This is a genomic window from Pseudomonas sp. MF4836 (assembly GCF_002018875.1).
Taxonomy (GTDB): Bacteria; Pseudomonadota; Gammaproteobacteria; order Pseudomonadales; family Pseudomonadaceae; genus Aquipseudomonas.
In genome coordinates, this window is the sequence record NZ_MVOL01000005.1 from 12499 (window position 1) to 25313 (window position 12815).

Here is a 12815-nt window from a genome sequence, read left to right on the forward strand (position 1 = left end):
CGTCAGTTGACCCGTTGCGGGGCCGGCGTTTTCGGCTCGACCAACAGACAGTGCAGGGCGTTGTCCGGGCTGCGCTCGATGCTGCGCAGCACCTGGAACGAACCAAAGGTCACCGTCCTGGCCTGATAGGCGTGAATCAGCTGCCAGAAGTCCTGTTCGCCGTTTTCAAAACTGCGAAAGGCCGCCTCCCCGGCTTCCCGTGATTGCCATTGCAGGTAGTTGAGGACCCGCCGCCCGTCGTCGCTGGCCTGCACGCTGGCACTCAAGAACCCCTCATGATCCTGGGCCAGACGCTCGGTCTGTACCGACAGTGCGGCCACCAGCCCCGGCTGCTGGTGGGGTTCGATTTCGAACTCGATCAATTGCGTGAAGCTGCGGTTTTTCTCGGGCAGGTGCATGGCCAATCCCCACGGACAAGTGAAAACGGAAATCTTGCGATTCGAAGGTGCGCAGGGTAAAACCTCGAGTTAACTAGAGGTCAAGTCACTTTTTTATCCGGGGCCGTCCATGATCTGCAGCGACAACATCCACAAGGAACTGACCGTCGGCCAACTCTCGGAGCGCAGCGGCGTGGCAGTCACCGCCCTGCACTTCTACGAATCCAAGGGCCTGATCAAAAGCAATCGCAATGCAGGCAACCAGCGCCGCTACCACCGCGAGGTGCTGCGCCGGGTGGCGCTGATCAAGATCGCCCAGCGCCTGGGCATCCCGCTGGCCACCATCGGCGAAGCCTTGCAGACGTTGCCCGATGGCCGGGCGCCCACGGCAGCGGACTGGAAAAATCTTTCCGCCCAGTGGCGCAATGACCTCGACGAGCGCATCAGCAAACTGATCTGGCTGCGCGACCAGCTCAATGGCTGCATCGGCTGTGGCTGCCTGTCCATGGAAGCCTGCCCGCTGCGCAATTTTGGTGACGTGCTGGGCGAGCGCGGACCGGGGGCGCACCTCCAGGATTAAGCGGGGCTGGTGGCCGAGAAGGTTAAGAAATCTGCCGAGTACGTAGGAACAGGCCGTAGGCCGTCGTCAGTAGAATCGACCCTATGCTAATGTCCGCAACTGCCTCCTACATTGAGCACCCTTCCATGCCACGGATTGCCTCCTTCGAAAAGCCGCGCTGGCTGCGCGACCTGCTGCGTTTCCTGCCCCTTAAAAGTCAGTTCGTGCTGTCTGGCAATGTCCGCGACCTGCAGGCCAGCGAAGTCGCGCCCGGGGTCATCACGCCCCAGACCTTCAACCTCAACCTGCGCGACGAACTGCTGGCGGCCGGCTACAGCCAAGTCATCAGTTGGGACCCGTTGGCCGGGTTTCGCGTGTTGCAGCCACCCGGGGCCGATCCGGCCATTGCCGACACCCTGCTGCGCGAACTGGGCCTGACCCCGGTGGAAGGCGCCGCGCCAGCCGGCACCGACCTGCTCAGCGCCACCTTACAGCGCCTGGTCAATCGCCCCGGCGAGCCCCTGGCGCTGATTGTCGATTTTGCCTCGCGCCTGGTCATTCGCAACGACGCCCTGACCCCGGCCGAACACCAACTCTTCACCCAGGCCCTGGTGCTGTCCCACCAGGCCCGGGGCCGCCCGGCCGGCGAGCAGCGCAAGCCGTTCTTCAACAGCATTCTCTGGGTGGTGGAAAAAGAAGGCGACCTGCCGGACTGGATGCTGATCGACAACCCTCGCCTGCGCCATATCCCGGTGTCCAAACCCGACCAGCAAGCGCGCCTGGCCCTGGCCCCGGCCTTGCTGCGCGGCCTTGCCGGCGGCCAGGAAGCCAGCGAGGAAACCCAGCACAAAGCCGCCCGCGACTTTGCCGAAAACACCGAAGGCCTGCTGCTCCTCGACCTGAATGCCATCGCCCAACTGGCCCGGGTCGAAGGCCTAGCCCTGGAGCGCATCGGCGATGCGGTGCGGCGCTACAAGGTCGGGGTCACCGAAGACCCGTGGCTGAAGATCGACCGCCAGCGGATTCGCCAGGCCGACGACTTCATCCGCCAGCGGGTCAAGGGCCAGAGCCATGCCGTGACCCACATGCTGGATATCGTCAAGCGCGCCATGACCGGCGTTGGCGCCAGCCGCAAGGGCAATCGACCCCGGGGCGTGGCCTTTCTCGCCGGCCCCACCGGGGTGGGCAAGACCGAACTGGCGAAGACCGTGACCAGCCTGCTGTTTGGTGATGAAAGCGCGTACATCCGCTTCGATATGTCGGAATTCAGCGCCGAACATGCCGACCAGCGCCTGGTGGGCGCCCCCCCGGGTTATGTCGGTTATGACGTCGGTGGCGAACTGACCAATGCCATCCGCGAAAAACCCTTCAGCGTGGTGCTGTTCGATGAAATCGAAAAAGCCCACCCGCGCATCCTCGACAAGTTTCTGCAAATCCTCGACGACGGTGTGCTCACCTCGGGCCGGGGCGACCGGGTGTATTTTTCCGAGGCGCTGATTGTCTTCACCTCCAACCTCGGCATCTACCGCCAGGGCGAGAACGGCGAGCGGGTGGCCAACGTACTGCCGGGGGAAACCTTCCCGGTGGTCCAGGGCAAGGTCCTGGGGGAAATCGAGCGTTACTTCAAACTGGTGCTCAACCGTCCGGAGATCCTCAACCGCATCGGCGAGAACATCATCGTCTTCGATTTCATCCGTGAGGACGTGGCCGGCGAGATCTTTCACCAGATGGTCGGCAATACCCTGGCCGACCTCACGGCCCAGGCGCTGCATATCGAACTGGACGCCGGCTCCCTGCAAAGCCTGCGCGACTTGTGCCTGCATGACCTGTCCAACGGCGGCCGGGGCATTCGCAACCAGCTCGAGGCGCACCTGCTCAACCCGCTGGCCCGGGCTCTGTTCGACCAGGATGCGCAACCCGGCGAGCACTTCCAGATCAGCCAACTGAACGCCGAAGGCCTGCTGCTGGAACGCCGTACCCTGTGAATATCAGCCTGTCGCGGGTGCATTTCCCGGTCACCACCCTGGGGCCGGGGCGGCGCCTGGGCATCTGGTTTCAGGGCTGCAGCATCCGCTGCGACGGCTGTATCTCCGCCGACACCTGGGGCCCCGGCAAACGGCCGCTGGCCCTGGCGCAACTGCTGGACGATATCCAGCCGTGGCTGACCGAGGCCGAGGGCATCACCCTCTCCGGCGGCGAGCCGTTCGACCAGCCCGACGCCCTGCTGGCCCTGCTCGGTGCGCTGCGCCAGCGCACCCGGGTCGATATCCTGGTGTACAGCGGCCACCCGCTGGAAACCCTGCAACCGTTGCTGCAACGCGCCGAGGGTTTGCTCGATGCACTGATATGCGACCCGTTCGAGCAACAACAGGCGCAAACGCGGGTCTTACGCGGCAGCGATAACCAACGCCTGATTTTTTTCACCGAGCTGGGTCGGCAACGCCTGGGTGCCTACGAGCGCCCATTGCAGGCGGACGACCGGGCTCTGGACCTTATGTTCGATGACGATGGCAGCATCTGGATGGCCGGCATCCCTCGCCGTGACGACTTGTTGCAACTGCGCGACCTGTTGCACGAGCAAGGTCACCAACTCCAGATCAGCGCCCATACCTCACGCCGCCGTTAACCGGAATTGCCACCGATGATACGTTTTTGCCCCAATTGCCAGACCGCACGCCCGCTGGCGGAAATCTTTTGCGAAGGCCAGCTGCCGGATGACCGGCCCTGTGGCTGGGAGCTTTCCGCCGAGGCCATCCACCCGGACGGCTGGCACCCGCAACCGGTGATCACCCAGGAACTGCTGGCCCAGCAGCAGACTCTGGACGCCGCGCCCATTGGCCTGCACTGCACCGCCGGGCACCCCATGGACCCCGGCGACATCATGTGCCTGGAGTGCGGCGCCGACCCGGCCAGCGCCGCCCCCGTCACCGACCCGGTGCCAGTGGCGGCCCCGGAACCGGCTGCCGCCAGCGGCGAAACCGTGATCGACGGCTGGCGCCTGCTGCGCCAGATCAGCAGCACCGGCGTGCGCGAACGGTTCATGGCCGAGCAGTTGGACAGCGCCCGCCAAGCGGTGCTGACCCTGTACCAGGCTGGCTCCGAGCCGGACCCGGCAGTGTACGAAGTGCTCAAGCGCCTGCCCCGCGAGCACGTACCGGAAATCATCGCCACCGGGCGCTGGGACGAACGCGCCTATGAAGTGGCCGAAGAACTCACCGGCGGCACCCTGGCCGACCTGGGGATCGTGGTCACTGATGTCAGCGCGGTGCAGCACATCGTTCGCGAGCTGGGCCAGGCCCTGCATGCCTTCAGCGAAGCCGGCCTGCGCCACCGCGACCTGCGCCCGGCGACCCTGCTGGTACGCAGCCGCGAGCCGCTGGACCTGGTGATCAGCGGCTTCGGTTCGGCGCGCCTGTCGGAGTTCGACCTGGACATCGTCTCGCCCCTGGAAACCAGCCGCTACATGGCCCCCGAGGCGATTGCCGGCGGCGTGGCCGCAGCGTCGGACTGGTGGAGCCTGGGCATGATCCTGCTCGAGCAACTGACCCAGGGCGCCTGCTTTGAAGGCATCAACGCCAATGCCTACCTGATCCATATCCTGGCCAACGGCGTGCTGTTGCCCGAGGACCTCGACCCGCAACTCGACCTGCTGCTGCGCGGCCTGCTGGCCCGTGACCGCCACCAGCGCTGGCAATGGCCGCAGGTCCAGGCCTGGCTCAATGGCGAGGCGGTCAGCGCCCCCGCCGCCACGGCCGCCGAGGAAGACACCGCCGAAGGCGCAACCATCGCCCTGGACAGCCGGCGCTTTCGCAAGCCCCGGCTGTTTGCCCTGGCCGCCGCCGAAGCGCAGCACTGGGACCAGGCCCTGGACCACCTGCTGCGCGGCGTGATCGTGACCTGGGCCGAACAGGCCGGCCTGGCGCCCAAGTTGCTGGCCGGCCTGCGCCAGGTGGCCCAGCACGAAGGCCTGGAAGATGATGTGCGGCTGATGCTCGCGCTCAAGCTGCTGAACCCGGAAATGCCGCTGATCCAGCGCGGTGACATCGTCACCCCGGGCTGGCTGCTGGAACACCCCCTGGACGGTTATCGCCTGATCAGCGGCCCGGCCCCCGACCTGCTGGAACGCCTGGAGACCGAACACTGGCTGTCGCGGCTCAAGGTACGCGCCGAACAGGTACGCCAGCGCGCCCAGCATCAATCCATCGAACTGGACGAAGACCAGCTGCGGATCTACCTGCTCTCGACCTCCCGCGCGCGTCTGGCGGCGCAGTGGGAAGAGCGCCAGCGCTTGCTGCCCGACAGCGAGCACCACGGCGTGCTGTCACTGTCGGACCGGCGCCTGATCAGCGAAGAAGACCTGATCGTGCTGCTCAGTGCGGCCATCGGCCAGTTCCGTTCGGTGGACGCGATCCTCGAGGAAGCCGCGCAACTGGCCCGGGACGCGGTGGTGCTGAGCTATGAAGACGAAGCGGCGCGCAGCTTGCTGGCGCAGCCACGGCCGTCCATTTACCGCAGCGTCGACGAGCGCATCAGCGGCTTTGCCCGCTGTGGCGTGCCGAGTATCGATGAGTGGGCCGAGCAGTTCCGCCTGGAGCGGCGCATGCCGTTGGCCCGGGCCCTGGTGCTGCTGGCGATCCCGGCCGAGCAATGGCTGGAGCCGCAAAAGCAGCATTACGTGTCGCAGATCCTGGATTTCTTCGAGAAGAAGGTTGCCAGCGTGGTCATGCGCGGGCCGCTGGTGCGCATGAGCATCGGCAAGACCACGGCCCGGGTCGATCTCCACGAACTGCACAGCGAACGCAGCCCGGCCCCGGCCCTGCTGGATCACCTGGTGGCACGCAACGCGCAGCCGATTGCCCTGGACCCGGCCTGCTTCGCCAGCGACGAAGGGCGAGAGGGGCGCCTGAACAGCCTGTACCGGCAAAGCTCGCTGTATAAGCGCGACACCGGGATCGACGGGCTGTACCTGGGCTTTCCGTTCCTGCTGACCCGCGACCCGCGCGGCACCACCCGCACTCGCATCGCCCCGCTGCTGCTGTGGCCGGTCAAGCTGCTGCTGGAAGTCGGCAGCCGTGGCCAGGTGTCCCTGGTGTTCGACAGCGAACGCGAAGAGGTGCGGCTCAACCCGGGCCTGGAAACCCTGCTCGGGATCGACGCCAGCAAGGTCTGGCGCAAGGCCGCCGACGAGCTGCTGGGGCGCTCGGCGCTCAAGGCGGCCGACGTGATGGACGCCTTCGGCATGCTGGCCACCGCCCGTTCGCGGGTGCTGGGGGCACTGCCGCCGGCCACCACCGAGGTGGTCGCCTACCAGGATCAACTGGCCTGCTCCGCGGTGCTGTTCCATGTGGCCTTCATGGGCCAGGCCATCGGCGAAGACCTGCGCCAGCTCAAGGCCCTGCCCCCCGGCGGCACCGGCCTGGAAACCGCCCTGCGCCTGACCGAGGGCAGCACCCAGGCGCCGGCCATGGAGGCGGTGCCGGAACTGCAACGCTTCTTCACCGTGGCCAGCGACCCGTCCCAGGAAGCCGCCGTGCTCCAGGCCCGGCAAGCCCCCGGGCTGCTGGTGGAAGGTCCGCCCGGCACCGGCAAGAGCCAGACCATCGTCAACATGGTGGCCGACGCCATTGGCCGCCAGCGCAGCCTGCTGATCGTCTGCCAGAAGCACGCGGCCCTGGAAGTGGTGCACAAACGCCTGGTGGCCGAAGGCCTGGGCAACCGCATCGTCATGCTCAACGACATCAACCGCGACCGCGAACCGGTGATCCGCAGCGTGCGCGAGCAACTGGAGGCACTGTTCAAGGTCGAGGTGGTGGAGCAGCCCTGGTTGCGCCAGCGCGAACGCCTGGCGGCGCGGATCGAAGCCCTGGAAGGCGAGCTGGATCGTTTCCACCAGAGCCTGCACCGTCTCGATGAACACACCGGCCTCAGCTACCGGACCCTGCTCGGCGAGCTGATCGGCCTCGAACAAGGCACCGCGCCGCTGGACATGCCGGTGCTGCGCCAGCGCCTGGCGGCCCTGGACATCGCCGACCTGACGCGCCTGGAAGAAGCCTGCGCGCCCCTGGCCCGGCTGTGGTTGCCGGCACGTTACGAAAACAGCGTGCTGGCCCAGGTCCAGGCCTTTCCCACCGACAAGGCCAGCCTGCAAGCCTTCGACAGCAGCCTGCGAAGCTTTCAGGAAGCCGAGCGCACGCGCCTGCAAACCCTGGACAGCCACCCGGCAAGCTTTGAAGTCGAGGACCCGGCGCCCTATCGCGCCTGGCTCGATGGCCATGTGCAAAGCCTGCTCGGCCTCGACGACAGCCATCGCCACCTGCTGGCCCGCTGGCTGCCGCTGTTTCGCAGCCATGGCGGCGAAACGCCCCAGGGCGATGGCCTGATCCAGGCCCTGGAACAACTGGACCTGCAATTGCAGCAGTGCGACCCGGCCCATTACCAGGCCAGCCTGTCGCCGGCCCTCGGCAGCCTGCCACCGGCCGAGCTGCGGGCCTTGCAGAACCGCACCCGCAGCCTGATCCAGGGCACTTCCTGGCTGGCCCGGCTCAACCCCTTGCGCCTGGTGCGCCGCAGCAAGGTGCTGGGCTTCCTCGCCGAACAGGGGGAAAACGCCAGCGAACAACGGCTGCCGGCCCTGCTCAACGCCGCCCTGCTGGAAAGCCAGTGGCGTCCGCTGCGCCACCAGCTCGGCCAGTTGCACCAGGTGTTGGGCCTGGGCGAAGTGGCCAGTGATAGCGGCCTGGCCCTGCACCCGCTGGTGCGCAATGACCTGCGGCAATTGCAGGACATGCGCGCCCTGGCCCGGGGCCTGGCCGAAGCACCCCGGGTCGACCAGGTGGACGCCGCGATCCTCACCGGCGAGCGGCAGTCCCTGGAAGCCTTGCTCGCCGGTTACGACGTGGCCTTTATCCGCTGCAATGTGCGCCAACTGAGCCTGGCCGCCCTGCAACGCCTGGGGGACTGGCTGGAACCGCCGCTCCTGGCACAGTTGCAAGGCGCGGTGCAGCAGAACCAGAGCAACCTGCTGATCCTCAACCGCCTGGAGGCTGCGCTGCCGACGCTGGCGGCCTATCAGCAGTTCCGGACCCGGGTCGGCCAACTGTCCGCCGCCGACCTTGAACTGTTTGGCGTATTGCGCGAGCAACAAGCGGCCCTCGATGCCGTGCCGCCCGAGCAACTGGAGGCGCTGATCCGGCGCATGCTCAACCGCGAAGCGCGCCTGGCCTGGAAACGGCGCATGGAGCAACAGCTGCCGGAGCTGATGCTGGAGCAAAGCGAGACCGCCGCAAAAATTGCCAGCCTGGCCGAAGCCGACGCGCAGATGCGCATGCTCAATCGCCAGTTGCTCAGCGAGGGCATCGACGCCGCACGCCTGGGCACGCGCAAGCAATGGGAAGACGTGACGCGCCTGACAGGCCGGCGTTCGCGGCGCCTGCGGGAATTCATCGAGATGGGCTCGAGCCTGGGCCTGATGAGCCTGCGTCCGGTGTGGCTGATGAACCCCGATGTGGCGAGCCGGGTGCTGCCGCTCAAGCCCGGCCTGTTCGATATCGTGATCTACGACGAAGCCTCGCAGATGCCGGTGGAGTTCGCCCTGCCGACCCTGTATCGCGGGCGGGTGACGGTGGTCAGCGGCGATGAAAAACAAATGCCGCCGACCGCGTTTTTCTCCAGCCGGGTCGAGAGTGACGAAGCCGAACTGTTCGACGGCGACCTGCCGGAAGACCAGGACAGCGAAGAACAGCGCGAGGAATTCGAAGACACCTGGAACCGGCGCGAGATCAAGGACTGCCCGGACCTGCTGCAACTGGCCCGCAGTTCGCTGCCGGCCACCACCTTGCAGATCCACTACCGCTCGGCCTACCGCGAGCTGATCGGTTTCTCCAACGCCTCGTTCTATGGCAACCGCCTGAGTATTCCGGTGCGCCATCCCCAGGCCAATATCCTCAGCATCAAGCCCCTGGAGCTGATTCGCGTCGACGGCGTCTACCAGCAGCAGAGCAACCCCCTGGAAGCCGAGCGCGTGGTCGAGCACCTGGCCCAGCTGTGGCTGACGCCGTACGACGAGCGACCGTCGGTGGGCGTGGTGACCTTCAACCGCAAGCAGGCCGACCTGATCGAGGAATGCCTGGAACGCCGCGCCGAACTCGACCCGGTGTTCCGCGCCGCCTACAGCCAGGAACGTGAACGCAGCGAAGACGGCGAAGACATGTCGGTGTTCGTCAAGAACGTGGAAAACGTCCAGGGTGACGAACGGGACATCATTGTTTTCTCTTCGACCTTCGGCCGTAACAGCCAGGGCAGCTTCCGCCGCAACTTCGGTGTGCTCGGGCAGACCGGCGGCGAGCGCCGACTCAACGTGGCCGTGACCCGGGCGCGGAAAAAAGTGGTGATGATCACCTCGATGCCGATTGCCGACATCTCCGACATGCTCAGCACCCAGCGCCCGCCGGCCAGCCCCCGGGACTACCTGCAGGGCTACCTGGAATACGCCCGGGCGCTGTCTGCCGGGGAGTTCAGCACCAGCCAGAACGTACTCGGGCGCCTGCTCACCGAACGCCCGGAAGTGCGCCTGCAACACAGCGCCCACAGCGACGGCTTTACCCAGGCCGTGGCGGCCTTTGTGCAAACCCTGGGCTGGACCGCAGCGCCGGCCAACGAAGGCGATGCCTTCGGCCTGGATTTCGCCATCGAAAACCCGGCCACCGGGCTGTATGCCATCGGCATCGAATGCGACACCCCGCGCCACGCCCTGCTCGGCCGCGCCCGATCGCGAGAGATCTGGCGGCCGTCGGTGCTGCGCCGGGCCATTCCCCATATCCACCGGGTCTCGTCCCAGGGCTGGTACCAGGATGGCGACGCCGAGCGCGCCCGCCTGCAAGCCGCCATCGAACGCGCCCTGAGCGAGCCGGTCGTGGCCCCGCCATTGGTGGCCCCGGCCATAGTCGCCGAGCCGGACGCAGTGCAGCCCCTCCTCGATACGGAAGACACCCCATGAGCGGCCCTAAAGTCGTACGCATCATTACCCGCGAAGAAGTCCTTGAGATCTGCGCCGGCCATTTGCGCCGCCTGGAAAAAGCCATCGCCCGCTGGGAGCAGCAAGCCGCACGGATCGGTGAACTCAACGCCGGCGAACAGGCCGCCACCTACGCCCGTCGCGATCAACTGCGACGCCTGATCGACGCCGACCAGTTGCGTGAACTGCAAACCCTGGTGCCGATCGAGATCGAGTTTCTCCAGCGTGACCTGGCCCAACGCGAAGAGCGCGCGGTGCAACGCGCTGCCGAGCAGCGGCAATGGCAGCGGCGCCTGCGGGAAAACGCGGCGACCCTGCTCAAGGCCCTGCAAGGCAAAGAGGCGCCGGCCGCGCTGCTGGAGCAACTGCACGCCCTGGCAGACGGCCGAGGGGACGAACAGGCCGAAGGCATTCTGGCCGAGGGCTTTGCCGCACTCAGCGCCACGCCGGTCGACAGCAGCCTGAGCGAGGCGCAGCAACAATTGGCCCGGCGCCTGCAAACCGACACCGCGCCCCAGACCCTGGCCCAGTGGCGCGCCGCCCATGAACAACGCGAACCCCGGCTGCTCGACATCGATCGGCATATCGCCCACCTGCAGACCCTCGACAGCGACGCCAGCGCCGAGCCGTACCTGGCCAAGCTGGTGCTGATAGAAAGCGAACACCGGAGCCTGCAACGCAACCTGCTGCTCGACAGCCTGGTGCTGGAACTGGCCGCGGCCACCCGCGCCAGCACCGAACGCCGGGGGCGCCTGGCCCAGTTGCAGGATCTGGCGGCGGAAGTCGAGACCCTGCTCGGCGAAGCGGCCCAGGACGTGCTCAGCCAGGTGCAGCAGTGCGCCGCCGACGACCCGCACAGGGTCAATGATCTGATCGAACAATGCACCGCACTGATCGCCGAGCACCTGCAACGCCAGGCCGCTTTGGCCCGGCGCCAGGCGGTATTGGAAGGCTTGAGCAGCCTGGGCTACGAAGTCCGTGAAGGCATGGCCACGGCCTGGGCCGACAAGGGCCGGGTGGTGCTGCGCAAAACCGCCACCCCGGGCTATGGCGTCGAAGTCGGCGGCAGCGCCGACAATGGCCGGCTGCAAGTGCGTGCGGTGGCGCTGACCGCCAATCACGACAGCCAGCGCGACCAGGACATCGAAACCATCTGGTGCGGCGAATTCCAGCGCCTGCAGGCCCTGCTCGCGGCCCAGGGCGATGACCTGAGCATCGAAAAGGCCCTGGCCGTGGGCGCGGTCCCGCTCAAGGAAGTGGCGCTGGATGAAGCGCTGGTGCAGCACGACGTGCGTCAGCTGCGCACCTTGTGACAACGCCCGGCGGGCACCGGGCGCCGAGTGGGCAAATCAGAAGCCCGGGGCAATCTGACCCTTGTAGCGGGTCAGGATAAATTGCCGGACCTCATCGGAGTTCAAGGCCTTGGCCAGCTTCTGGATCCGCGGGTCGTTGATGTTGTCCGGACGCGCCACCAGGAACTCGATGTACAGGTCCTTGCCCTTCTCCACGATCAACGCGCTGTTGGTGTCGATCCCGGCTTCCAGGGCGTAGTTGGCGAAAACAAACGCCAGGTCCACCTGGCTCACCGAACGGGCGAGCAAGGCCCCTTCCAGTTCACGAATCTTCAGGTGCTTGGGGTTCTCGGCAATATCGCGCTGGGTGGCCAGGGTGTTGCTCGGGTCCTTGAGCTTGATCAAACCGGCCTCGTGCAGCAGCACCAGGGCGCGGCCGGTGTTCACCGGGTCATTGGGGATCGACACCGTGGCCCCGTCCTTCAACTCGGAGATGTTCTTGATCTTGGTCGAGTAGGCGCCAAAGGGTTCGATGTGCACGCCCACCACCGGCACCAGGTCGGTGTGGCGGGTCTTGTTGAAGTCATCGAGGAACGGTCGGTACTGGTAATAGTTGGCGTCGAGGTTTTTCAGCGCCAGTTGCTGGTTGGGCTGGATAAAGTCGGTGAAGACCTTGATATCCAGGTCCACGCCCTCCTTGGCCAGGGTCGGTTTGACGAATTCGAGGATCTCCGCGTGGGGCACCGGGGTGGCACCGACTATCAGTTTTTCATTGGCGTGAACGCTCAACGACAGGACGGCGGCCAGGATGGCCAGGGACTTTTTCATGCTGTGCTCCTAAGGCAGAGGCGAGTGACCGTCGTGGGGCGCACGTGAGGCCGTTTTTTGGTTTTGAAAAGGAAGGGCTCAACGCCGGCTGTAGCGCGCCACCAGGCGGTCGCCGGTCATCTGCAGGGCCTGAACCAGCACCAGCAGCAGGACCACGGTGACCACCATCACGTCGGTCTGGAAACGCTGGTAGCCATAGCGGATCGCCAGGTCGCCGAGGCCGCCGCCGCCAATCACCCCGGCCATCGCGGTGTAGTCCACCAGGACGATGGCGGTCACGGTGACCGCCGCCAGCAACCCGCCACGGGCTTCCGGCAACAGGGTGTGGCGGATGATCTGCCAAGTGCTGCCACCCATGGCCTGGGTGGCCTCGACCACGCCGCGGTCGACCTCGCGCAGGGCGGTTTCCACCAGGCGCGCGAAAAACGGCGTGCAGCCCACCACCAGCGGCGGGATGGTGCCGGGCACCCCGAGGGAGGTGCCCACCAGCAGCGTGGTCAGGGGGATCAGCACAATCAGCAAAATGATGAACGGCAGCGAACGCAGCATGTTGACGATCACCGACAGCACCCGATAAACGCCTATGGCCTCATGCAACTGGCGCTTGCCAGTGAGAAACAGCAGCACCCCCAGGGGCAGCCCCAGCAGCACGGTAAACCCCAGGGCGGCAAACAGCATGCTCAGGGTGTCGAGGCAGGCCTGGCCGATATCGGCCCAGTAAATATTCTTCAGCAACTCAGCCATGA

The 12815-nt window shown here is 66.3% G+C and carries 8 protein-coding genes; 5 read left to right on the plus strand and 3 right to left on the minus strand.

All coding sequences use genetic code 11. The features are described from left to right. Positions 1-2: 2 nt before the first annotated feature. On the minus strand, positions 3-398 hold the full coding sequence (locus tag MF4836_RS12700; RefSeq protein WP_078470596.1) for an antibiotic biosynthesis monooxygenase family protein: 396 nt from the start codon (positions 396-398) through the stop codon (positions 3-5). Between the two features lie 109 nt (positions 399-507). On the opposite strand from MF4836_RS12700, the gene soxR reads away from it, so the two are divergent. The 5 genes from soxR (at position 508) to MF4836_RS12725 (ending at position 11262) form a co-directional block, all read left to right on the plus strand. Then, on the plus strand, positions 508-957 hold the full coding sequence (gene soxR / locus MF4836_RS12705; RefSeq protein ID WP_078470597.1) for a redox-sensitive transcriptional activator SoxR: 450 nt from the start codon (positions 508-510) through the stop codon (positions 955-957). Positions 958-1040: 83 nt separating this feature from the next. Next, a complete protein-coding gene (locus MF4836_RS12710) occupies positions 1041-2921 on the plus strand; it encodes an AAA family ATPase (RefSeq protein ID WP_102047905.1) in 1881 nt (626 codons plus the stop codon). Then, positions 2918-3562, plus strand: a complete 645-nt coding sequence (locus MF4836_RS12715) for a 4Fe-4S cluster-binding domain-containing protein (protein ID WP_078470599.1) — start codon at positions 2918-2920, stop codon at positions 3560-3562. The genes MF4836_RS12710 and MF4836_RS12715 overlap by 4 nt, the downstream gene beginning before the upstream one ends. A 15-nt stretch (positions 3563-3577) precedes the next feature. After that, positions 3578-9931, plus strand: coding sequence for an AAA domain-containing protein (locus MF4836_RS12720; protein WP_078470600.1), 6354 nt, complete (start codon positions 3578-3580; stop codon positions 9929-9931). Further along, a complete protein-coding gene (locus MF4836_RS12725) occupies positions 9928-11262 on the plus strand; it encodes a hypothetical protein (RefSeq protein ID WP_078470601.1) in 1335 nt (444 codons plus the stop codon). Before MF4836_RS12720 ends, MF4836_RS12725 begins: the two co-directional genes overlap by 4 nt. Before the next feature lie 36 nt (positions 11263-11298). Here the strand turns inward: MF4836_RS12725 and MF4836_RS12730 are convergent, their stop codons facing one another. Together MF4836_RS12730 and MF4836_RS12735 are read right to left on the minus strand one after the other, a co-directional pair. Continuing rightward, positions 11299-12069, minus strand: coding sequence for a MetQ/NlpA family ABC transporter substrate-binding protein (locus tag MF4836_RS12730; protein WP_078470602.1), 771 nt, complete (start codon positions 12067-12069; stop codon positions 11299-11301). Between the two features lie 78 nt (positions 12070-12147). Then, entirely contained in the window at positions 12148-12813 is a 666-nt protein-coding gene (locus MF4836_RS12735) for a methionine ABC transporter permease (RefSeq protein ID WP_078470603.1), read from the minus strand. Positions 12814-12815 lie beyond the last annotated feature (2 nt).